General features: G+C 61.4%; 15 protein-coding genes and 3 pseudogenes. 4 read left to right on the top strand and 14 right to left on the bottom strand.

The window, feature by feature from the left end; genetic code table 11:
* Positions 1-120: 120 nt before the first annotated feature.
* Positions 121-645, bottom strand: coding sequence for a hypothetical protein (locus Q3C01_RS08495; RefSeq protein ID WP_458144871.1), 525 nt, complete (start codon positions 643-645; stop codon positions 121-123).
* A 951-nt stretch (positions 646-1,596) separates the two neighbouring features.
* Here Q3C01_RS08495 and Q3C01_RS08500 point away from each other — a divergent pair.
* The gene (locus Q3C01_RS08500; RefSeq protein WP_458144872.1) at positions 1,597-2,037 is read left to right on the top strand and encodes a VirK family protein; all 441 of its coding nucleotides are present in this window, start codon (positions 1,597-1,599) and stop codon (positions 2,035-2,037) included.
* A 362-nt stretch (positions 2,038-2,399) separates the two neighbouring features.
* Here the strand turns inward: Q3C01_RS08500 and Q3C01_RS08505 are convergent, their stop codons facing one another.
* Entirely contained in the window at positions 2,400-3,788 is a 1,389-nt protein-coding gene (locus Q3C01_RS08505) for a methyl-accepting chemotaxis protein (RefSeq protein ID WP_458144873.1), read from the bottom strand.
* 1,782 nt (positions 3,789-5,570) lie between these two features.
* Between Q3C01_RS08505 and Q3C01_RS08510 the strand changes: the two are divergent.
* Positions 5,571-5,693: pseudogene (locus Q3C01_RS08510) on the top strand (ATP-binding protein); the annotation flags it as partial.
* A gap of 394 nt (positions 5,694-6,087) precedes the next feature.
* On the opposite strand, the gene Q3C01_RS08515 reads toward Q3C01_RS08510, so the two are convergent.
* From Q3C01_RS08515 to Q3C01_RS08570, 12 genes and pseudogenes are all read right to left on the bottom strand, one after another.
* Positions 6,088-6,330, bottom strand: a complete 243-nt coding sequence (locus Q3C01_RS08515) for a hypothetical protein (RefSeq protein WP_458144874.1) — start codon at positions 6,328-6,330, stop codon at positions 6,088-6,090.
* 386 nt (positions 6,331-6,716) lie between these two features.
* Positions 6,717-7,934 (bottom strand): MFS transporter, encoded by a 1,218-nt coding sequence (locus Q3C01_RS08520; protein WP_458144875.1) that lies wholly within the window; start codon positions 7,932-7,934, stop codon positions 6,717-6,719.
* A 1,150-nt stretch (positions 7,935-9,084) separates the two neighbouring features.
* The gene (locus Q3C01_RS08525) at positions 9,085-9,987 is read right to left on the bottom strand and encodes a terpene synthase family protein (RefSeq protein ID WP_458144876.1); all 903 of its coding nucleotides are present in this window, start codon (positions 9,985-9,987) and stop codon (positions 9,085-9,087) included.
* Positions 9,984-11,534: a hypothetical protein gene (locus Q3C01_RS08530; RefSeq protein ID WP_458144877.1), complete on the bottom strand. Its 1,551-nt coding sequence runs from the start codon at positions 11,532-11,534 to the stop codon at positions 9,984-9,986. Before Q3C01_RS08530 ends, Q3C01_RS08525 begins: the two co-directional genes overlap by 4 nt.
* A gap of 289 nt (positions 11,535-11,823) precedes the next feature.
* The gene (locus tag Q3C01_RS08535; protein WP_458144878.1) at positions 11,824-12,831 is read right to left on the bottom strand and encodes a polyprenyl synthetase family protein; all 1,008 of its coding nucleotides are present in this window, start codon (positions 12,829-12,831) and stop codon (positions 11,824-11,826) included.
* A gap of 144 nt (positions 12,832-12,975) precedes the next feature.
* On the bottom strand, positions 12,976-14,319 hold the full coding sequence (locus Q3C01_RS08540) for a cytochrome P450 (protein ID WP_458144879.1): 1,344 nt from the start codon (positions 14,317-14,319) through the stop codon (positions 12,976-12,978).
* Positions 14,319-15,164, bottom strand: a pseudogene (locus tag Q3C01_RS08545) (SDR family oxidoreductase). The gene Q3C01_RS08540 and the pseudogene Q3C01_RS08545 overlap by 1 nt, the downstream one beginning before the upstream one ends.
* Positions 15,151-15,459 (bottom strand): ferredoxin, encoded by a 309-nt coding sequence (locus Q3C01_RS08550; protein WP_458144880.1) that lies wholly within the window; start codon positions 15,457-15,459, stop codon positions 15,151-15,153. The pseudogene Q3C01_RS08545 and the gene Q3C01_RS08550 overlap by 14 nt, the downstream one beginning before the upstream one ends.
* 1 nt (position 15,460) lies before the next feature.
* On the bottom strand, positions 15,461-16,750 hold the full coding sequence (locus Q3C01_RS08555) for a cytochrome P450 (protein WP_458144881.1): 1,290 nt from the start codon (positions 16,748-16,750) through the stop codon (positions 15,461-15,463).
* 93 nt (positions 16,751-16,843) lie between these two features.
* Positions 16,844-16,992, bottom strand: a pseudogene (locus Q3C01_RS08560) (cytochrome P450); the annotation flags it as partial.
* 222 nt (positions 16,993-17,214) lie between these two features.
* Positions 17,215-17,622, bottom strand: a complete 408-nt coding sequence (locus Q3C01_RS08565; protein WP_458144882.1) for a hypothetical protein — start codon at positions 17,620-17,622, stop codon at positions 17,215-17,217.
* Between the two features lie 804 nt (positions 17,623-18,426).
* Complete coding sequence (locus Q3C01_RS08570; RefSeq protein ID WP_458144883.1) at positions 18,427-18,732, bottom strand: hypothetical protein; 306 nt, start codon at positions 18,730-18,732, stop codon at positions 18,427-18,429.
* 864 nt (positions 18,733-19,596) lie between these two features.
* On the opposite strand from Q3C01_RS08570, the gene Q3C01_RS08575 reads away from it, so the two are divergent.
* Positions 19,597-20,064, top strand: coding sequence for a hypothetical protein (locus tag Q3C01_RS08575; protein ID WP_458144884.1), 468 nt, complete (start codon positions 19,597-19,599; stop codon positions 20,062-20,064).
* 9 nt (positions 20,065-20,073) lie between these two features.
* Complete coding sequence (locus tag Q3C01_RS08580) at positions 20,074-22,629, top strand: caspase family protein (protein WP_458144885.1); 2,556 nt, start codon at positions 20,074-20,076, stop codon at positions 22,627-22,629.
* Positions 22,630-22,635: the final 6 nt, after the last annotated feature.

Raw genomic sequence — 22,635 nt, forward strand, 5'->3', positions numbered from 1 at the left:
AGCGGCCGGCGTATGGACGCGTGCCTTTACGCGCCTGAGCGAAACGCGCACATCGAAGTATCAACACGAGGGTCTCGCGCCACCTCGGCAAACTCGCCGCTCCAAAAGCTCGTCGACACCTCACCAGCTCTTCTTGAATCCCGCCGTCAGACTCATGTTCGTCCAGCCCTGCGCGGTCTCCCCGATCGAGCTTGCGATGGTGATACCATCGAACAGCTTCTGCTCTGCGCCAAACGTGCGCAGCCATTTATCGTCAGTGGTCGACATGCTCTGACCGACGACAAAGCTGGTGCCGATCCCCGCGATTGTGACTTTGGCCGATTGACGGGTCTCGTAATTGCTTACTTGTCCGCCGATGCCGACGAACGGCATCTTCCCCTGCTGCATCACGTTGTAGTCGATCTGCACGGCCAGCGAGTGTACATTGGGCAGCGGCACCGACTTGGTGAGCGAGGCGCCGATCTTGCTGCTGTCTGCGCCCGGATCGAGGCGCGCCTCCACAACTGTTTTGTCCCAGATGACGCCTGCACCGGGCGTGGTCGCTACAGCCCAGACATTGCCGGAGGATTGCGGCACGTTTCCACCGTTGGCTGCCTTCTCGGCCAGCAAATCCGACATCGTGGTGTGCTGGCGCGCCACGGTCATGTCGGCGCCGATCCAAGTCTCCCAGAACGGCGAGATCGACTGCTTGGCGGTGACGGCGGAAGCGCCGTTCGATTGCGTACTAGATGACCAATTCAGCCTGTCGCTGGCGGGCGCGGCCTGCGTGGCGTGCGGCGCAGCGGCAATTATGGATGCGAGAACGAGTACGGCCATCCAGAGGGGCAGCTTGGCGCAGTCAACTCCTGACCTGACCACAGCCCTGTTCGGGGTCGACTCGGAGTCAAGATGCATTGCGAGAAACGGTTTTGTCATTTGAAGATCTCGTGGCGGCATTCTCGCTTGTTGCTTACAACTTGACGCTACGCTCGATTCAAGCCCTTTCGCCCGAGTACGTTACATCGCTACGACCAGAGATCGAATGAGAGGCGGCACGAGCAAGACGCCATAGCTCTGTGCTTCAGAGAAACCGCAAGTAAATCGCCCAAGTTTGAGAGTACGTAGTTGCCTGATCGCCGGCCTTGCTGTTTACCCGCCACAACAAGGAGTGCCGTGACGGCGCATGGGTGTCGAACTTGGATCGGGCGGCACGAATATTTGCGCCGCTCGGCCAACCAATCCCCGTGGCCATCGCCGCATACCTTGATTCAGATATTGTCTGAAATTCTTGCTCACGCTTATAAGAGTTCTAACCTGACCTCTCGATTATGTGCGCCTTCTTTGCATCCCTGCACTGTTGCGGTTCGTCCATTTGACGTCGTCAGCGCCGGATCAAAATAGCCGCGGAGGATATCACAACTCGCGGCATAATCGGAAAGCTTACGTACGAGGTTGTGACGTCAGGTTCGGCTTCGCAACCACTTGCGTGCAGTTGCGACACATGTTGTTGTCCAAAAGCGATGATGCCTGACGTCTCTAATCCGCAAGCTATTTGCGAACACGACATCGGGTACATTGCTGCTTGGGCGGCCCGCAGTTTTTGAAGGAGAAGAGCATATGCAGTTCAGTGGCAAACGACTGTCGATCCTGCTGTCGTTGTTTGCGGCTGCGAGCATGAGCACGATCGCCAAGGCCGATGAGCCCTCGCCGAAATACGCCGAAGTACTCAGTGCACTGCAGACCGGCAAGGATGTGAAGCTCATACTGGACCTCAGCCGCTGCACCACCGTCGATGGCGGCAAGCCCGGGCCGGCCGTACAGGGCGGGTTGACTATTAACGCCTTCAGGGTGAGCGCCCAGCACGGCATCAGCTTTGCCAATGCGCATCAAACCGTGGACAGCTCCGGACACCCGGTTACGGAATATATTCGCCACAGCCTCAGCCGCGAAGGCAAGGTCACGGTGCGGGCCTCCAAGCTCTCGGTCGGGGCTACCGAAGTCGTGGATCAGGGTGATTTCGTCTGCGAACTGCCGGACGGCGCGAAGTTCGTCTGGTAATCGGGAGAACAGCTCGCACGACGGTGGTGCGGCTTTGTCGCGCCTCCGATCGAAGCCATATAGACAATCATTGAAGCCAACACGGCAGTCGCGATCATGCGATAGCCAGTTGGCTTCCCATGGTCTCGGGTCGCCACGTAGAACGATTGAATCAGTGGCTGAAGCTGTTTTCGCCGAGGTGACGCGGTGCGCAGAGATGCTCGCCGCGCGGATATTTAAGCTATCGCGCGGGTTTTGGGAATGATGGCTTTGAGCCCCTTGTCGGGCGCGCGTCGCGGATGAGATCGGTCATAAATCGCATCTGCGAACACAACTTCGACCGGAACATTTCGAGACGCAAGCCTGCTTGCGCTCCGCGGTACTTATGCTCGCATCTTGATCAGAAAGTCGCTGACCTTCCCTTGCAAAGAAACGATGTTGTTGCCCAACTCTTCGACGTTATCGACAACCTGGCCTGCCGATGAGCCAGAGGTGCGCGAAGCATCGCTCAGTCGGTCAATATCTCGGGACGCCTCCCGCATATCAGCACTGATGTGTGCGATACTCTTTGAGATGTCGTTCGTAACAAGCGATTGCTCTTCTATCGCTGCCGATATGCTGCTTGAGATCTCGCGCATCTTGTCTATTATCCCAGCGGTGTCCGCCATCGCCGCTGCCGCCAGCCCACTCCTCTCCTGAATGGCAAAAATTTGAGCGTCGACCTCGCTGGTCGCCTTTGCGGCCTGAGCAGCGAGATTCTTCACTTCGCTGGCCACCACCGCAAAGCCTCTGCCTGCTTCACCGGCTCGCGCTGCCTCGATCGTCGCGTTGAGCGCCAGCAAATTGGTCTGCGATGCTATTCCCTCGATGAGTTGGACGACGCTACTGATCTTCGCAACCGATGCGACGAGCTCATTCAAGGTCGCTTCAGCGTGGGCGGTCTTTTCGCGCGCAGTCTGCGAAATGTTCGCTGAAGTCGAAACTTGCCTACGAATCTCCGAGATCGAGGCCGAGAATTGTTGGGCAGCTGACGACACGGAACTTGAGTTCTCTTCCGTCTTCTTCACTATTCCGGTCATGCCTTCCGTGCGAAGACAGACGTCGTTTGTGGACGTTGTAATTGCCAACGAGACTGTTTGCATGTGCCGCATGGAGTTCGCCACCACATCGACAACCCGCGACACCTCGCTTTCAAAGTTCTTTGCAAGACTCAACCGCTCCTCGCGCATGCGGACCAGATCCGTTATATCCTGCCAACCACACACAACTATCGGGCGGCCCTCAAATATAGAAACCACAAGACTTGTCCTGACCGGAATCGAACTTTGATCCTTGCGACGAAGCCACCACTCTATCGCGACATGGCCTGATTGCATGACGGCTTTATTGGTCTCTTCGAACATCTGCGCAACGCTCTTACCGTTCGGCTGCGGATCGATCGAAAGCGAGGCAAGTGCCAGTCCTCGCATTTCTTTCCTATTGGAAAACCCGAGGATGTGAGCTGCGGCATCGTTGCTCAGGACGCACTTGTCGGCGTCGAAAACTGCGATACCGTCCTTGAGGGACTCAAAGGCGTTGATCGCCATCACATCGTCCAAGGTCGGCGCTGCGGTCTTCCTTCGCGTCGATATCGCGAAGGAAACAGCCAACAATAGTCCACCGACAAGCAGCCCGCTCCAGAAGTGAATTGACAACACGTCCCCATTGGCTACCACGGTTGCCGCCGGGATAGACAACGCCAGTGCGAGATTTGATATTCGATTGTGCCACATCGAAGCCTCCCAGTGCGGATGAACCCAAGTCAGGTGGCTGTATCGAATCTCGATTAAGAGTCTCTTTCAGTCCTGTACGACCTGGCTGGGCAGATCGGCCTGCTCCATGTGAACCTCTCATGACGAAATCGGAGGCGCGAAGTGTTTGGAGGCGATCAAATTGAGGCGCGGCCATATCAACGCTCGCACTGTCCGCAGTCGACGCGTTGATGAATCTGGACGATTTCTATCTGTTGCTCGTTCGGCGATACAGGCGGACATCAAGGGTACGCATCCTTTGCAAGTAGCGCGCATATACCCAAGTATAGTGGTCTATACACAGGTATAAGTCGGAGCTTTTGAGCAGGGCGACTCGGACGCTCTTCGAGCAATGCGACTCCGCGCACTCTCCAAGACTCCGCGGTGATGCTCGCACAGCAAAGCAAGCAGGCGCCGAATAGCGCGGAGCTTTCCGTCGAAAGTGCCCGCGACCACCGCTCGTTCGATCTGCGAAAGCAAATCCTGCAGCTGCTCGAATGCATCAGCCGCGCGCGCGTGAATAAATGCGAATCATCATCGCCGTCCGTCGGCCAGTGCGGCGATCGCGGTCTTCAGCATTGCCCCGTCGCGCGACCCGGATCCGAGGCCCGGGCGGCAAAATTCGATCTCTATAGGCGCTCGCCGGGGCTGAAAGCGGCGCGCCCCGAGGCAGGACTACCCTCGATCGTATATAATGCCGAGCCGCATCCTTCGGCTGCTGATGAAGACGTCGCACATCCCCCGAAGGTGACCGCTGCGGCGCCTAAGCTTGCGAGATACTGCCCGTACAAGCACATTTACTTCAAGCGCTGATGGTCGATGGGTTCGAATCGATGATCCAAACTCCGAGATAACGTTTGATATTCAGTCCTGGCCGATCCTTCCAAATCTGACCGTGCCTGAAGCTGCAATGATCGCGACTGCTAGTGAGGACATCAAGAGCGACATCACAAGGGCGATCGCAACCTACACAGTTAAGGAAGATCGACATGCTGCCCGAACAACATTGGGTCGCAATGAACAGCAGCCACCAGCCGAGTGAGCGGATATCGCGCGGGTGCAGCCGTCGAAATTCAACAGGATGTCGGGCCACTCGAGATGCGTACCGACCCGCTCTATTTGTTTGACCAGCGGCCTCATTGACCAAACCGGTCTCACGTTCTTGGAAAGCAGTCCCAAATTGGGTTCAATACTTACGAACGATCCCAACCTTGCCCACCTTGACGTTTCGGGGAGTCGGTCTGATCTTTCGGAAGTGAAAATGTGAGCGGGAAGGTCTTGGCAAAAAGAGAATGGAGTGCGGCCTGCTCCTCTACAAGGCGTCTTTCCATGAACTGGCGTTCTGCGTCCGACAGTGTTGTTTCTAGCAGTCGTCGACACCGGTGTATGTTGTTGCGATGAGCCCGAATTCGAGCCAAGTCTTCATCGAGCATCGTGTCACTCCCGAAGACCCATGTCCTCGTTGATTTCGAGCAGCAGCAAGAGATTTTGCAGCGAAAAGCTTCGGCCTGTTTAGAGCGCGCACGCCGCATCGGAAAGGGAGGCAGCATGCATTTCGCCCACTTTCTGAACTGGTTTCTCCATTCCAAGTCGTCCTTCGCCAAGGGCGCGATGTGCAGGATCCCGCTCGCCGGCCTAAGCCGATACATAGACGATGATTGATATTGATTACTGCGACGGCTTGCCGCGCGACGCTTGAATCCCGCATCTGAGCGCCTTTTTCGAAGGATTTCGTCATGCCGGCAAGAAATATGCTTGCCCTGCTATCTACCGCCGGAGCCTAACGCGGCACACCTGTTCTTCTAGCTGGCCAGTCGGTGATACGAAACTGGCGCCATGCTGATCACTTCGAACCGAAGCGTTGCCGAATGGGGTAGCGTGTTCGGTGGCCGCCACCGCCCGCCATTAGGCGCGTCGGCGGCGGCGGCGGGCTGCCTGGTTGTCTTCGTAGAGTGCGTGCAATGGCTCCTTGAGGATCGACCTTTCGATTGTTTGCGTCGGCTGCACTGGTGGGTGCTCAATAAGGATGATCGCCTCCAACCGCGAGGGCGAAAAGCGTCTTGCCTCGTTCTTTTCGTCGCCGGGCAAGCCTCAGACTCGGAGTATATTCGCAGATCATGACGTACGGCGCTGCGGTGTTCCTGCAGGTCGTAAAGTAGCTCTCTGGATGTGCTCGCCGACACAAGAGCGCTATCTGCAAGCACCGCCCTGCCCCACCATACGGAAATTCAGGGACAATGAATACTGCTGGAATTGGTAGGCGTTCTTTCCCGATCGTCATCTAGTTGTACAAGCCAAACGAATAGACGATCGCACAAGCGCGATGAGGAGCAGGTTTGGATCCGAGCCATGCCGCGTCTCGAAGAACCGCGAAAGTTCGTGCAAGATAAGCGAAGCTGCGCAGCAGTTTTTTTTGAGCGCGCGCGACAGCGCGCGTTTCAAGAACGCCCGGCGCGGTAGCGGCAATAACAAGGCGCAAGGGATCGACGCCGAATGGCCGGAACGCCTCGGCGGTCCGGTTCACGAGAGCCCGGTTCGCTCGCGAATGCGCCCATCTCGCCTTATCCAACATCCTGAAGAATTTGGATGATTTGAGTTTCATTCATTAGGATTACGGCGCGCTTACCGCGATCGTGAATCCGACGGTTATGGCCGTGTGCAAGAGTGCTTGCATGTCGCGCGTCTAAAGATATTGCGAAAATGGGTTTCATGGATCCGACTTTGCCGAATGGCATAGCTCGACGGCTTGAGCTGTTGCTCTAGCTTCTCGCCACGTAGCCCAAACTGCGGTTGGGGTATTGTCCTCCCGGAACAGATTCCGCATTGTGCATGGATCGGACGCTAGGGTCATCGTCGTGCTCGCCGCCACCGTGCTGCGCCTCCTCATAGGCGCCCACACCAGTGCGCACCCTATCGTCCGTTCTCGCCAGGCGCTGCGGCGTCAGATTGGGGAAGCAATGCCGCAGCGAGCAAGGCGGATAGAGCATAGCCGACGCCCGGCATTATCAGCGTAACACCGTAACCGAATCTCGCCGCGACAAACCCGCTTGCTGCGAAGCCCACCAATGCGAACGCCGACATTACCGAAGTCAGAAACGTGACATCTGTTCCCGCCTTGCCCGGCCTTGCGAGTCCGAGAAACCAGCTCGTAAAGGTAACATGCTGGACGGCGAGTGCCGCGAACACCATCCCAACGCTCGCGACAGCGCTCATGCTTGCGCCCAAATAGCGATCGATAATCGACAGCCCTCCAAAACCGATGGCCAGAACAGCGCAGCCCCATATCAGGCCTCGGTGCGGCGCCATTCGCATCAGGATTGCGCTGGTCAGCGGGGCAATGATCGTAAACGTGAATACGTTCGAGAGCGCTCCGATCCAGCCGATATCTGCCGCGGCAAAGCCGATATCGACGAGCCGCAACTGCACCGTTGCGAAGGCCACAGCGATTCCGATAACGCCGGGCGCGATCAATGCTGCCGTCGTCCACAGGCCGTTGTTGCCTAGGATCGCGAAAACAGACAGGTGTCGCGGCGGGCGCAACCGGTCCTTGCCAAGGAGCGGTTCAGGAATGGCAAACACCCATCCAACGAAAACGGCGAGCAGCAGCGTCAACCCCAGCAAGGCCGGACGCCAACCGACAATCTCAATCAATTGGAGGCAGACAGCGCCGCCGATCACATGTCCGATGACCCGGCCCCAACCCAGCAGCGCGGCCCCGAGTGGCCGCTCGTCGGAATCGAGGGCGTCCGCCATGTAGCCCAACGTTGCGATCCGCTGTGTGGCGGCAATGGTCGCAAGCGCGAGAGAGACAAGAAAAACCAGCATGAAATCGGTCTTCGGGTTCAGAAATGCCATTGCTACCAGCACGGCGGTGCTGGCGACTTGGGTCACCAGTAACCATGAACGCCTGAGCCCGAGACGATTGAGGCTCCATCGGTCCACGACGGGGGCCCAAAGAAAGTTGACGGTGAAGGCAACGAATGCCGTGCTATACAAGCCGACGAGTTCCAGGCTGGCGCCGTTGCCCCGGAGGATTACCGGAACGGCCGAATAGATGAACGCGATCGCCAGATACTGTTGACTGGCCAACGCAACCATTCCGATACGTGGCATGTAACGACTTTCCATCAACCTCTTCCTCCGAATGAGCGATTTCGCATGCTCACCTCGAGCACGGTTTGAACAGGTGACGGATCGTTCAACGCAGCCACGCCTCGAAGCGGGATGGGCGGCTTTCGAGATATGGAGAAAGCGCTGAGGCCGCGGACAGCTCGTCGTTTCGATCGTTAGTTGGTCACCTTGCGACGTCTTCCGCTTGCGCGCCGAGTTGCCGTAACGCTTGAAAGGAAGCAGTCCGGCCCGGTGCCAAATTCCTCGCGCTATATCATTGTTGCGCTCGCACAATGAGGAACGGGCAAATCTCTCGCATCAGCTGCATTCAGAACCCGGCGTTGGCGGTTGCGATTACGGGGCTAAAGCGCGATGAGATTAGGATGAATCGTCATCGCGCTTTAGGTTGTTGTTTGAGCATGATCTTTTCGGAAAACCGCTCCACACTTTTCCGGATCATGCTCTAGCTTCCGGGCAGACCCAATTGGCCGCCAGCCCGTGTTCGCCGCGGGCCCTTAATGGCCGAAAGCCGGCCGAAATGGCTGCGCAGCTTGCGAAAAGCGCAATCCTTGTGGTTCTGCAAGAACGAACTCCAGATCTCATCAAACACTCCGCTGCGCCCGCTCGTTTCAGCCGAGCGCCGTACGCGTCGGTGACGGCGGTACGATTGGAGCAAGCAGCGTGCCGCTTAAAATCGGAGGATCTCTAGCGCCTCGTATTGGTACGCGCGTCAGTTTTGCGACATTCGTCTCTAGCCTGACATTCGCGCTGTTGCGTTTCGGCGGCAAAAACCGCACCAAACCACGCGCAATTCAAAGGCAGGACGCTGGGATTTTACACGCGCGCCCAACCCCTCTGCCGCCGACGGCACAGGTCGCGTGGGCGCTTGCGTTGTGTAGTTTGAGCGATGGAGACGGGTTGTTCGGATTGACAGCTTGGCCGCCTTTGTCGGAGGACACCTCGCGCATGTGATCGGAAACGTAAGCACGATAGTCTGAACGGAGGATCAGATTCGGCATTTGGTGGAGCACTTCGCTCGGAGATCGGGAGGTTGTCAGTACTTATTTTGGCGGCGGCACTCCGACGCTGCTAACGGAGCATCAATTCGGCGAGCTATTCGCCGCCCTCGATACTGCAGTTCCAAAACGACGCCGACGAGCGAGCGCGTTCAGGCCGGCGCACGCTGGCCTCCCCCCGCGGCGGCGCTGCGATAGCGGCTGGTCGAGGTCTGGTAGTACTGCGCGCGGATGGCCGCCATGGCCTCGATCAACGGTCCCCAAGGCGGAGGAAAGCGTTCTTCGGCCATGACCCGGTGCAGCATGCGCGTATGGCCGGCCAGCTCGTCGTCGAGGAACTCGACCACAGGCATTGACGGATAGCGCTGCAGCAGCAGGATCGCCGCGTTGTCGGCCTCGCCGGCCGACATGTCCTTGTCGCGTCCATGCAGATCGTTCTGAAGGCGCCCTATCGCGGAGATGAGCCGTAGGACCTGGCGAAACGCGGGACGCGCGCGCAAGGTCGCCATGTCCAGCCCCCACAGCAACGACAGGCAACAGAACACGTTCGCGTAGGCGATCGAATCGATGCCGTTGTGCAGGTACTCGGCGTAGGACCAGCGTTCCACCCCTGCCGCCTGCGCGTGCCCGGCGCGCAGCGCCGCGCAGTAGCGCCGGGTATCGTCAAGAAGCTGAGCATAGTCGCGACGATCGTAGGCGAGCGCGGCCAGCGAAGCGCGCAGCACAGCGCATCCCTCGAAGCCGGGGAGCGCGCACGGAACGCCCTGCCCCAGCGCCTGCTCCACCGCGGCGAGCTGCTCCGGCGCGATCAGGCCAAGGTCGTTGCAATCGTCGAGCCAGAACAGCAGCGCCAGTTCGCGATAGAACGCCACGATCAGCGTTTCATCCTGCGGATTGCGGCCGGTACGGGCGCTGGTGTCGCGCAGGCTCGGGTGGATGCGCTGCAGGATGTACTGGCCGCCCCTGACCGCTTCCACGGCATGCTCGTCGGCGAACCCGGTCAGGGAACGCCCCCACTCGAGCACCTGCTGCAGCGCGCGTTCGGTCTGGATCATGGCGCCGCTCCTGCTCCCTCGGCCAGGACGCGCTGGCCCCAACCAAGCGCCAGCCACAGCCCCGCGAGCTCGGCCACGCGCACGACCCGGGTGGGGCAATACAGCTCCTTGCCGATCCACAGCGGCGTCTGCGGCAATGCATGCGCCGCATGGCGGGCGAGCATCCACTCCAGCGCACGCGCCACCGCCTGCGCGATGCGCCGACGTCCTGTCGGCCCTTCGCTCCCATCCATCACGCGCAACGCGAATAGCGCATAGGCGGTTTCCTCGAATGTGGATGCGCGACCGGCGCCCCAGCCGCCGTCGGCGCACTGCGCCAGCAGCAGCGACGCCAGCGCGCGCTCGTCTCGCCACTGGGGCTTGCCTTGCGTCAACGCAGCGACCGCATGCGCGGTGGGATACAGCCACGAAACGTGCCATTTTTCGTTGTCCCATAGACCGCGCGCGTTGCGATTGGCCTCGACGTAGGCGCTAGTGCCGGCAGCTGGCTTTCCCAACAGTCGCAACGCATGCAGGGCATGGATGTTGGTCGACACCGAGGCATTGCGCTCGCCGGGGAAGGTGACGAACAGCTTGCCGATTTCGAAATGGCGCAACGCATCGACCGCCGGGTCGCGGCCTGCGAGGCGCAGGACGCACAACGCAACGGCGGTGTCGTCGGCATCGGCCGCGAAGTGCAAGGCCGGGCCCAGACCGCGCACGCCCAGGCGGGCGTCGAGCTGCGCGACGATCACACGCACCGACTCGGCGAGCGCGGGATGCGCGAACAGCCCGGCCAGATGCAGGGTGTACAGCGACCAGCATGGCTCGAACACGTTAATCGGCCAGACGTTGGGAACGACACCTTCGATGCCACTGCGCGTCGCCCGCGATGCCGCCTGCAGATAGGCGTCGGCGCGCCCGACCTGCGTCGTGCTCCCCTGTGTCACGGCGCGCGCACGCCACGCGGCGGTGGCCGCCGGACTGATGCCGATGCTGCCGTCGTCATCCGGGCATGCAGTGGTGAGCGACGTCCCCCAGGCTTCAAAGGAGTGCAGCAACGGATGGCCGCTCGGCAACTTTGCCACCGCCCCCAGCTTGATCAGGCATGCTTGCCGCAACGGCAACAGCGCCGGGTGGCGCGGAAACGCCATGTCGCCCAGCAAGGATGCGGCCTCGCCGGAAAACTGCGGCAGGATCAGCTCCGCGCCGATCGGCGCGTCTTCCGGCACCGCATGCGCGTAGGGATCGGGCTGGCGCCCGAGGAATCGGCTTGCAGCCTGGACCGCGTCGGCAGCGCCGGGAAGAGGATCGGCACGCTGCAATGCCATCAACGCCGCCCACGTGGGCACATGGCGGAACAGCGGGAAGTCCGCGCTTCCCCATCCGCCATCGGCCTGCTGCTGAGCGATGAGCCACCCGTATGCGTCCTGCCGAGCGGTGACGTTGCCGTCGAACTGCAAAGCTCGCGCCGTGTCGTAGACGGACGGACCGACGCTGCCGCCATCGCTCATCTCGCTCAGCAGGTGGCGCAATTCGGAAAGGATCTGTTCGGACAGCGCGTTCACGCGGGATGTTCCTTCTCCAGAGATTGACGAGAACCAGGATCGGGCAGACGTCGCGCACGTCCCCGCAGGCCCATCGCGGCACCGCGCATGGGCAGCGCCGCAAGGCCGCCCTGCTCCGGCGCGGGGACGCCCCGATGCTGGCGCCGGTCCGCCGCATAGGCTTGCGCGCAGCGCGGCCGTGCTGGGCACCGCTGCGATCGGCGCCGCGGACTCGGACACAGTGCAGTATGCACCGCCGCCACCGGCCGATCGCAGCGGCACAGGCGCAACTCCATGCGGACGAGCGCGCTCATGCGCATGGCGTGTGCTTTAACAGATACGCGTTTGCCCGCTTCGCGATTTGCGCCAACCGTTCCGCACGCGGCCCCAGCGGGGCGATGGCCTCGCCGGCGTCGCGCAACAGATCCGACGCGAACTGTCGCGCTGCCTGCAGCCCCATAATCGACGCGCAGGTCGGCTTCTGCGCCGCCGCGTCCTTGCCGGGGGTCTTGCCCAGCGTCGCGGTATCCGCTGTCGCGTCGAGAACGTCATCGATCACCTGCAACGCCAGGCCGAAACAGGCGCTGTAGCGATCGAGTGCACAGTACAGCGCAGCGTGCGCGGCATCCTCCGTGATGGCGCATAGAACGCCCATGCGAACGGACGCGCGCACTAGCGCTCCGCTCTTCATCCGGTGCATCGCGATGATCCTGTTCAGCTCGACGTGCTTTCCGACCAGCGACAGATCCATGGCCTGCCCACCTGCGGCACCCTCGGCGGACACCGCTTGCGCCAGTTCGCGCACGATCGCGATACGGTTGTCGCCCGGCGCATCCAGGCTCGCCAGGGTCAGGAACGCGTGCGCCTGCAGCGCATCGCCGACTAGGATCGCAGTGGCTTCGCCGAACTTGACGTGCACGGTCGGAAGGCCGCGGCGAAGCACGTCGTCGTCCATCGCGGGGAGGTCGTCGTGGACGAGGGTACAGGCGTGCATCATCTCGATGGCGGCGCCGACGTCGTCGAGCATGTGCGCCGGCGTGTCGGCCAGTGCGCCGGCGGCTAGACAGAGCAAGGCGCGGGTGCGCTTCCCGCCATGCAAGGTGGCGTAGCGCATCGCCGCCATCAGCTCGGTCTCACCGTCGTCTTCGACACAGAGAAGACGTGCCAGCGCCTGTTCGACCCGCTTTGCACCCTCCTGCATCCAGATCTCCGGCAGCAGCCTGCCAGATGCGCCGCCCGCCTGCGCGCCCAATCCGCCGAGCGCGGAAACGCCAGTCCGATCGTCGGATAGCGTAAAACCGGTCCGCATGTTGTTCATGTCCTTGTACCTGACAGAAGACGGCCGCGGCGAGCGGCGAGCCACCGCAGTGTTAGCTGCGTCGCACCCAGCGCGCGCGCCGAGTGCAGCAATGCCGCGCATCGCCGGCGCCGAGGTCCCGCCACAGGGGCATGCGATGCCAGCTCATGAGAATCCGATGCGGATTGTCATGGACGGATGTGCGGTCGGGTAATAGCGCCGGCCTTTTTCGATGCCGCTCAGCAACCGCGGCCGAACCCCGGCCTTGTGCATGGTCAGTGCCAAGGCGATGCAGAACTGCACCAGTTCAAGCCATACCAGATGGTAGCCGATGCAGACGTGTGGGCCGGTACCGAACTGCAGCATGTCAATCGGCCCGATCGGCTTCGTGCGTTGCAGCCAACGCTCTAGGCGGAACTGATCAGGCGCCTCGTGCAGCAGCGCCGAGGTCGAAAAATGCAGCAGCGGGATGCACAGACTGGTGCCCGCGGGAATGCGCCGTCGGCCGAGTTGCAATTCCTGTAGCGCGCGACGCGGCAGAAGCGTGATCGCCGGACGCATGCGCAGCGTCTCGCGGAACAGCGCCTCGGCGACCGGACACTGCGCCAGATCGGCGTGTCGGGTCGGCACCGCGCCCACGCGTTGCGCCTCCTCAACCAGGGCATCCCACAGCACAGGCTGCCGCGCGAGCTCGATCACCATCCAGGCCATCGTCGAGGCGGCGGTGTCGTGACCAGCAAGCAGCAGCAAGCGGATATTGGCGATCAGGACATCATCGGAAAGCACATCGTCGCTGCGATCGAAGGCGCTCACCATGTCATTAATCAACCCGGTCCGCGCGGCATGCGCGCGCGCGTCGCGGACGAACTGGCGCAACTGGGCGTCGATCCAGTCGCGGGCGGCGCGGCCGCGCCGCAAGGGCAGTCCGGGCAGGTCGAGCGGGGGCGCGACGATCAATTGCAGCAGTTGCCGGTACTTGCGATGCCATACCGGCAGGTCCTGCGCGGGGATTCCCATGAGGCCGAAGTTGAGCTTGAGCATCAGGTCGCCGGTTTCGCGCAGGATGCTTACTTCACCACGGTCGCGCCACGCCTGTACCCGCGCCCGGATGACGGGGGCGAACAGCTCGCCGATGCCGGCCTGGGTCAGCCCCTTGGGCAGGAACGCCGCCTTGATCGCATCGCGCGCCTGCCGGTGCGCGCCGCCGTCCTGGGTGACCAACGTTCCGCAAAACAAATCGGGCGCGATCTCTTCGATCAGCGCCGAGGACACGTCCTTGTGCCGGAGCAGTTCGAACGCATCTGGATCCAAGCAGGTCATCATGTGTCCGGCAGGACCAAAATCCAGCCAGAAGTGGCTGCCGAGCGTCCGTTCCGCGCGCTGAAGCAGGCGCGGCAGGTCGCAGACAATGGCGGGAAGATGCCCGACCAGGGGGAAAGCGCCGGGCACGACCGGGATGTCGTAGCGCAGCCGGTGTCGGCGGTTCAGCGGGTTGAGCAGCATGTGCATCAGCAGTGCGGCGCCGCGGCCGCTTCGGCGGTGTCGCCGGCAGGCCACGTGGCGCGGCCGTTGCCATCGGCGGCGTAGGTCGGCTCACGCGCCAGCATGCCGCCGGCGATGCTCACGACCTGGCCGGTGATGAACGCAGCATCATCGCAGAGCAGGAAGGCCAGCAGCGAGGCAACGTCCTCGGGGCGGCCGACGCGAAGCAGAAGCTGGTGCCGGCGCAGATGCCGCTGCATGCACCCGTCCAGCTTGGTGAGGAAACGCCCGGTCATGATCAGACCCGGCGCAACCACCTTGCAGCGGATCTGCGCGTGACCGTACTGGGTGGCGAGCGAGGCCGCCAGCATGTTGATCGCCGCCTTCGACGCGGCTGTAGGACGCCTGCGCGGTGTCACCCGCTGGGCCCCTGGCACGACAACATGTTGACGATCGCGCCACCGCCGCGGGCGATCATCCGTGGGATGGCCTGGCGGCAGCAGAGCAGGGTGCCGCGCAGATCGGTCGCCATGGTCTGATCCCAGACCGCCAGGTCCAGGTCCAGGATCGCGCGGTCGCGCGGGGGCAGATGCATGGCGCTCGCGTTGTTCACCAGCAGGTCGACCCCATCGAAGTGTCGCTCGGCCGTCTCGAACAACGCTGCCAGCGACTTCGCATCCGCGATGTCCATGGCCATGGCCAGCGCCTGGCCCGGTTCGGCCGCGATCTGCGCGGTGCAGGCGATGGCTGCCGCCATCAATGTCGGCCACCAACACTTTGCCGCCCTCGCGCGCGATGGCGAGGACGCATGCCTTACCGATGCCGGCACCCGCGCCGGTCACCACGGCCACCTTGCCTTCAAACCGTCCCATCGTGTCCTCTTGGACTGCGATGGTCTTTCGCGGCATATTGGTCGGTCTGCGCCGGAGAAGGCGCAGGGTCGGCGCTGGCGCGCTTGTCATCGCCAGCGTCGCTTTCGATGACCCGAATGGCGGCGACCGGGCACTGGCTGGCCGCGAGTTGCACAGCGGCGTGCAGCGCCTGCGGGACCGTCGCCACGCACACTTCAGCCACGCCGTCCGGTTCGCGCTGGCGAAAGGTGTTCGGCAGAGTCAGCACGCACTGCCCAGTGGTTCCGCAAAGATCCTGGTCGACCACGACACGCATCTCAGCCCCCCTGAGCATGCAGCCGCACCGGCAGCGCGCGGAACGTCCTAAGGAACCCCGAGGGCTCCCGGGTCGGCTGCTCGGCCAATGCCAGCCCGGGGAAGCGCGCCTGGATCCGCGGCAGGCTCTCGGCCAACTCCACCCGGGCCAGTTGCGCCCCGAGGCAGAAGTGGATGCCGTGGCCGAAGGTCAGCATGATCTTCCCGTCGGTCGACATGCCAGGAGTGGTGCCGTAGAACCGCGCGGGATCGAAGCGGTCGGGATCGGCGAAGGCGTCCGGGTCGCGATTGCCGGCCGCGATCAGCAGGCGCACGTCCGCGTTCTTCGGGATCACCACGCCGCCCAGTTCGATGTCGTGCTGGGCGATACGCGGAGTGGCGCTGAACATGGCGGCCGCGTCACAGCGTAGGACTTCTTCGACGAATGCCTTCACGCCCACGGCGTCTCCCTGCAGCCAGTGCCGCTGTTCGGGATACGCCAGCATGGCCAGGAACGCATGGTCGATTGTCGCAGCAGTGGTGGTGAAGCCACCCAGCAGCATGCCCCACAGCATGCCAATCAACTCCGCATCCGACAGCGTCTCGACATCGTCGTCGCGCGCGCCGACTAGCATCGACACGATGTCGTGGCGGGGATCGGTGCGTTTGCGCTGTATGAGGCCGCCGAAGTAGGCCTGCACCCTGGCGCTGGCCGCGTCCGCCTCGGCGAGCTGGGGATCGCTGGCGTGCGGGTTCAGGCCTTCCATAATGGTGCGGATGCCCGAGGCGAGCCCGAACATGTCGTCCTGAGGCATGCCGAACAGTTCGGCGAAGACCAGCATGGACGAGGCCAGGGCGAATTCCCGATGCAGGTCCACCGCCTCCCCGCGCTCCAGCGCGGGCGCCATGCCGTCCAGGCGCGCTGCGACGATGCGCACGATGCTCGGCCGCAGGTTGTCGATCTGGCCCATGGTGAAATGGCGCGAGACCAGCCGGCGCAGACGCGTATGCGTCGGTGAGTCCTTCATCGCTATCGTGGAAGCCAGCAGATTGAGCGACAGGCTGGTCGCCGCACGCGGGAAATAGCGCGCCAGTTCGCCTGGCGCCGGTCCCCGAAATGCATCGCCCGTGGCCTCGAGCGCCCAGTAGATGTCGGCGTGGCGGCTCAACAGAAAGAGGCCCGACGCCGCTCGATGCACCGGATCGTGCTCGCGCAACCAGCGCATGAACGGATAAGGGTCGTGGCTGCACGCTGGCGACGCCAGCTCGGCGAAGGCGTCCCGGCATGCGGCCGTGGTTTCTTGCACGTCCATCTTGGTTACCTGTCGGTTGGCTGATCTGCCGGCGCGCGCTAAGCGCGTCGGGAAATTGCAGACAAGATCGCGACCGCGGCGGCGTCCCGCGCATCACCAGAGCACCGGGAAGTACTCGAACCGGCCAGTGATGATCTCCTTGCGCAACTTCAGTTCTTAGGCGCTACGGCGAGGCGCAGCGCGGGAAAGCGCTGGAAGATCGAACCAAACGCCACCTTGAATTCCAGCCTCGCCAGCGCCACGCGGGGGAAGGTGATCTGCAGGCGCTGCGGGAAGCGGCTTCACGTGCGTTTGCGTTCATTTCTGTTCGCCGAGATGATCCCCGGCCGGACCCTAGGGCATCAATTTGGCTTTAGCCATCTACCGAATCTTGTAGGCACCATCCGGAAACCTATTTTCGATGGGTATCCGGTCGAAACGAACTGAGTCTTCCGGGTGAAGAAACATCTCTTTGGCAAGGAATGCTATTCGAACAAAGATGCTCTTCGAAATAGGGATGCCCGATCCCAACGATTGCTGATTTCCGGCTCCCTCCGACACAACTTCGCTCTAATGCGGTCGCGGCGTCGGGCTGCAGTTTGTGCCTTGATGTCATTGATCTCGCGATGGATCTTGGTGAATTCTTCGAAAGCCGTCGCATCCTGCATCTCCTTCGGCAGGTCGGCGACGAGAATGGCAACAGCGTCCATGACCCGGCCCAGCTGATGACCGTAGCTCTGCACGGCGACAATCTCTCGTTCGGTATCAGGCGCGCTTGAATTCTGCTCGGTGATGTTGGTAACACGACCAAACACCCATCCGGGCAGTATGGGCTGCACGAAATTCCGGGGCGCCGCAAAGAAATCCAGAGGATTGTGCATGCTGCGCTTCATCCAGAATGGCCATTCCTACCTCGGCGCGGTCTTAGACTGAGAGTCTGAATTTTGATTCGTCGCGTGTAGTGAGAGGCTTTACTCGCCAGCCGCATCAGAGCTTTCGGACGCGATCGCTCTAGCGCGGTACGGCGCAAAAGGCGGAGCTGAGAGAGAGATGTCGTCGGAGCGCCTTGAGAAAGCCGACGAGCGCTACCAGGCGATCAAAACCTGAAAGATCCGAGGTGCTGAACTGCCGGCCCGGCGATGCGGCGTCGTAAGTCGATGTTCAAATAGCCCCCGCGCGGAATTCATCAATGCGCCCGGCCAAAACTTTGCCGAGTGGGACTTCACAGGCGCAGACGAGTAATTGGAGCGACTGGGGCCACGTGGTTAGGAATGATCTTCATAACAGCCGCAATAAGCGGCCGCATCCGCTTTCGTGAGCCTACACGGGGAATCGATCGAGGCTGTGCTGATCCCTCCTCATGCGGACGATCCGACTCTCGCATTGCCGGCTCGGGTGCCTGAGGCCGCCCATGCCACGTTGACACGCAGGTTCCGTGCCACACTTCCAACGCTGTCATTCCGCCCCGCCGCCGCGCCGCTGCCGCGCATGCTCCGCACTGGCACTGCTCTTGCTGATGAGACGGTAAACCGGCCATTAGCATTGAAAGGTGTGCCGCAATGAGATCCATGGTGTTTCAAAAAGGTGCGGCTGGCATTGCTGTCGGTTGCGCACCTCCGTTCTTACGGGGCCGTCTGCTGACACGGCGAAAAACCCTCCGGCTGCGCCGAAAGCTGCCGTCCTGGACGGGTCTTGCGCTACTGGTGCTTGTCGCGGACATCCTGATGGCGGTGTACGCCTGGGTCGCCGTAGGCTTCGTCATGAACTGAGATGTCTTCCTTATGCACGCAGAACGCTGACAGCATGTAGGCGATCTGGCCAACGACGAGGCATCCGATGACGACGGACACGCCAGCAAAGAAGCCAAAGCCGGAGGCCTGAAGAACAATCGCGGCGAGGACCGCATTCGCCGGAGACACCAGCACCATCGCCCAGACCCGAAAGAACAGTCCCGTCGCCAGTCCGATGATTGCGCTCCCTAGCAGGGCTAGGATAATCGTCACATTCCACTTCCAGTTCGAGTGCGAGCCGCACTGCAATCCATCATCCAGATCGCTCTAACAAGGATCGCGTTGTCTGCCGCGCCGACAGAGCGGAGTTAGTATTAACCTCGACAATGCTCGTAAAATTCATCGAGCCAGACTTGTTCTGAGGGCTGGTCTTGAACACGTCGGCCTTTGCGTTCGTATCGCGCGCTTCTTGCGGCGAACCCGCAGGATTGCTTCGTTCTTTTGGATATGGCGCGGGAAAGCGGCGAGATGTCGCGCACGCTGCGCCACACCGATCTCATCGCAAAGAAAATCGTCGGCGCAGGAGGCCACAACTCACGATGCGTTCGGCGTTTCACCTTCGTAGAGCACTGTCGATCATACCGTCTCACAATCTAATTGGCGGTCAGCCGAATTCAGCGATCGACGTCGAAGGCACGTGGGCTGAAGCAATCCAACCTTGAACTGAAGGCGATCAGCAAGGTGGCGAGCGGCCGGAGCGCCGCGCGCCTAGTGCACGGATAGACCGCCCGTATCGACCGGAGGAGAGCGAAAGACATGGCGATGGAGACGCGTTCGCACGGCGATGAAGTCTGAAGCGGCAGTTGGCCGGACGACCCACGCGGCCTAGCCTGGCCACAGCGCGCGGAGCCCCCCCGTCGGCGTGTTGGAGACATCCCGCTCGCCTTAGCCTTTATGGCTTGATCATATTCGTGGGCGCGATCATTTAACGCGCTACGGCGGTCGTACCCGCAGTTTTCCTGCACGATCGCAATAGCCGTCTAGTGATCGTAGCTCTTGAGAAGTTTGCAATCGCGCTCGGAACGCTTGCTCTTCGCTTGACCTACACCGCGCCAGCAAGCAAATTCACCATGCATAGTGCTGGCGGTCCGCCGGCAAAGCGATGAACTTGGGTTACCCGTCGCCGCCGTCCGTCAGCGCCGTTGCGCGTATCTCCATCTGCCGGGTGAAGAGCGTTCGATTCGCCTTTGCCTCGAAGAGCTGAATAAAAGGAGGTATCCGATGACATTAAACTCTGCTTTGCAGGTTTTCTTGACGGGTTTTTTCGGTGGCATCCTTATCGAATTGGTCCACTGGTACGCAATCCGCAGGGACGGCCGATGGCCCGACTACGCGAGCACAGCCCAGTACTGGATTACGTCCTTAGCAATGGCGCTCGTAGGTGGCGTTTTTGCGGTTCTGTACTTCGGATCGAAGGCAGAGGGCATCGTGGCGCTTCACGTCGGCCTGTCGGCCCCTCTCATCCTGCAAAAGCTGACTACCACTATCGCCAACCCCGGCGGGAAAGGCGTTCGAAGAGACATCATCGATTTCTTCAGATGGTGAGGTACGGAGTTGCTTGTAGCGTCGATTTCGGTGGGGATCGGCCAGTACCTCCGCGAGGAGTACAGCAAGAGCGATATGCGCCTTCTGTACGCCCAGGACGACGCTCGCGCATTTTCGTTGTACGCGCGCGGTGCGGACGATGGCGGAGGCCCTGATGAAAGGCATCGGCTGCTGGTCGATGACCAGGCCGAGTGGCAACACATTGCCGAAGCCGCCGCGGAGATAGTATCGCGCGGGCGGCCGGATCTATTCGTACTCTATCTCTCTGGGCACGGAGAGGCGGGATTGGCGCCGGTCGGAGGCTGGTTTTGTCTCTTCGACGCTCGTGCGGGCGATCCAAGCCTCACTGGTGCACGGATAGATGAGTTGTTCCGCATTGTCGACGCCCCGAACTCGATGCTGATCATCGACTGCTGCTTTGCCGAGGCGGTAGTCGCCTCAAGCGGCTTCTTCCGAAACCTTGAGCGCGCCAGCGCCCGCTTCGCCGTTGCATCCGCGCGATCCAACCAACGATCGTGGGAGGACGCCGGCCTGAAGAGATCGATATTTTCGGACGTGTTGATCCGAGCGCTTTCCGTCGGCTCTGCCGTCGCGGACTCAATGGGCTACGTCGATGTCGAGGGCGCCCTTTTTCCGGCGCTACGCCAGCAGGTCCCGCTTCTTGCATCGACCAGGAAGGACGGCGCCGTGCAGGAGCCAGTCACGTTCGGCGTGGCCACTCAAGAAATTCGGCTCCCAACCGTGTTCGGTCGCTCGCTCGGGCGCCCTTTGACCGTCGCGGAAGCAGTCCGTTCCGGGGTAAAACGCTATCTCGTCGGCGCCATGTTGGTGGCGGTGCTGATCCTGGTCGGTCTCGATGCCCTTGTCTACCACGTAGCCGTGGCGCCGACCGGCGCCATTTTGGTGCGTCCGGGCCTGAGGCAAACGTTCGAGCTACAACCTCTACATCCCTCGACAGTCGACACAGGAATACGGCTCGACCAGGTCGACCGCGTGAACGACGACGGAGCTCGACGTTTGGCTGAAGCGAAGATCGTAGGTTTCCGTACTCACACCGATGAAAACGGCTTACGGACGTGGCTGTCGTCTCTCGAACCGATGCTCAACGCGGCCGATCAGAAATCTACTCTGGTGTTCTCACGAGGTGCGAAACCGTCTTTCGATCCAGACAAGGAGGCTCCTCCTCTTCTTGAAGCTACGTTTCTCGCGCTGCTCGGAAATTCCGATGTTCGTGTGATCGGGCAACAAATCTATCCTCTGAAACTAAGGGTCGACGTCCCCTGCGACGCGACCGGAATCGTCGACTTCACCCTTACCTCCCCTCCACCCGACGCATTCGATGCACAGGTATCTTGGGCAGCCGCGACGGCCCCCAAGGATTCCATCAACCGAGCTACGCGGCTGATGGAGCTGATGCGACTGGCAGCGTACCGGGCCATCGACACAAAGGACCCGGACGTCCTACGCAGGGAGTTTGATACGTTCGCGATGGCGACCCTCCGCATCGTCGCGGGTACGGACGATCGGCAAGCGTTGGCAACCACTTCCAGACAACTTCTGCCGAAAGGGACCGACGGCTGGTGCGCGGTACATGCCCGTTTCCTGATCGCTGCTATCGGCTCGGCAGAAGAAAGTCGCGTAGCGGAGAAGGGCCTATGGGATGTCCTTTTCACCTATGACCCGAACAAGGAGCTTCCACGTCACATCTTTGCCGCCGAGGCACTTCGATTTCTGGCGCGCGTCCGCGAGTTGGACCAAGATGCTGTGGCCCGGCTTGCAAATTGGATCGACTCCTCGAGTGAGGGTCTAGATGTAGACCACCTACCTCAGATCTTGTTGCGCGAAATCGGAGCGATCCGTGGTTACTCGGAGCCGATACAGGCATGGTTGGAAACGAAAATCGGACAGAAAAAAACCGACTCCGACTTCGACGAACTCGTCGCCGTACGGCTACTCGCGTGTTCTGTATTACTGGATTCCAATCGGCGCGAGCGTCTCAAACAGTGGTTACAATCGAACACCGCAAACCAGCGCACCATGTCCGACTTTGCTACCGCGCTTGGATGTGCGTCGCGTTACCAATCACTCGAAAACGCGCAGCTCCAGGTCCTTTTCGACCGTCTCTCGCCCCTATCTAGGTTTGCCCCGCCGTCGGTAAATTATTGGGGGGAAACGATCATCACCGCCAACGGCGATGCCGCCGCGGTAGCGTTGGGACGATACGCGCAGGACCACGAGCTTCCGGCGGATCGGATCGAGCAACTCGCCAATATCGCGCAAAGCCGGACCGATCTGGTGGATCGGATACAGATTCTGCGCGGGCTGGCCGCTCGCTGGTACGCTTCAAGGCAACCGTCGGCAGATGACATCAATCGCCGCCTTCGGGCGTCAATCAACGATGGCGCGAGACGAAGCCTCGAAGTAGAGGTTGCGGCCGACCTCGTTTCGCGTGCTGCAAACAGGGCCATGATCACCACCGACTTTCTGCAGCTTTGGAGAGCGGAGTCGGAGCCGGAAATGCGGATTGCCATAGCCAAGACCCTGGCAAAGGGCGCCGCTCCTTAGCGGTAA

The organism is Bradyrhizobium sp. UFLA05-109, assembly GCF_054185165.1.

Excerpts from the sequence above, each read along its gene's own strand:
- Q3C01_RS08495 (WP_458144871.1), bottom strand. The coding sequence starts at position 645 with ATGACCGTGGCGCGCCAGCACACCACGATGTCGGATTTGCTGGCCGAG.
- Q3C01_RS08500 (WP_458144872.1), top strand. The coding sequence starts at position 1,597 with ATGCAGTTCAGTGGCAAACGACTGTCGATCCTGCTGTCGTTGTTTGCG.
- Q3C01_RS08505 (WP_458144873.1), bottom strand. The coding sequence starts at position 3,788 with ATGTGGCACAATCGAATATCAAATCTCGCACTGGCGTTGTCTATCCCG.
- Q3C01_RS08520 (WP_458144875.1), bottom strand. The coding sequence starts at position 7,934 with ATGGAAAGTCGTTACATGCCACGTATCGGAATGGTTGCGTTGGCCAGT.
- Q3C01_RS08525 (WP_458144876.1), bottom strand. The coding sequence starts at position 9,987 with ATGATCCAGACCGAACGCGCGCTGCAGCAGGTGCTCGAGTGGGGGCGT.
- Q3C01_RS08535 (WP_458144878.1), bottom strand. The coding sequence starts at position 12,831 with ATGAACAACATGCGGACCGGTTTTACGCTATCCGACGATCGGACTGGC.
- Q3C01_RS08540 (WP_458144879.1), bottom strand. The coding sequence starts at position 14,319 with ATGCACATGCTGCTCAACCCGCTGAACCGCCGACACCGGCTGCGCTAC.
- Q3C01_RS08550 (WP_458144880.1), bottom strand. The coding sequence starts at position 15,459 with ATGCGTGTCGTGGTCGACCAGGATCTTTGCGGAACCACTGGGCAGTGC.
- Q3C01_RS08555 (WP_458144881.1), bottom strand. The coding sequence starts at position 16,750 with ATGGACGTGCAAGAAACCACGGCCGCATGCCGGGACGCCTTCGCCGAG.
- Q3C01_RS08565 (WP_458144882.1), bottom strand. The coding sequence starts at position 17,622 with ATGAAGCGCAGCATGCACAATCCTCTGGATTTCTTTGCGGCGCCCCGG.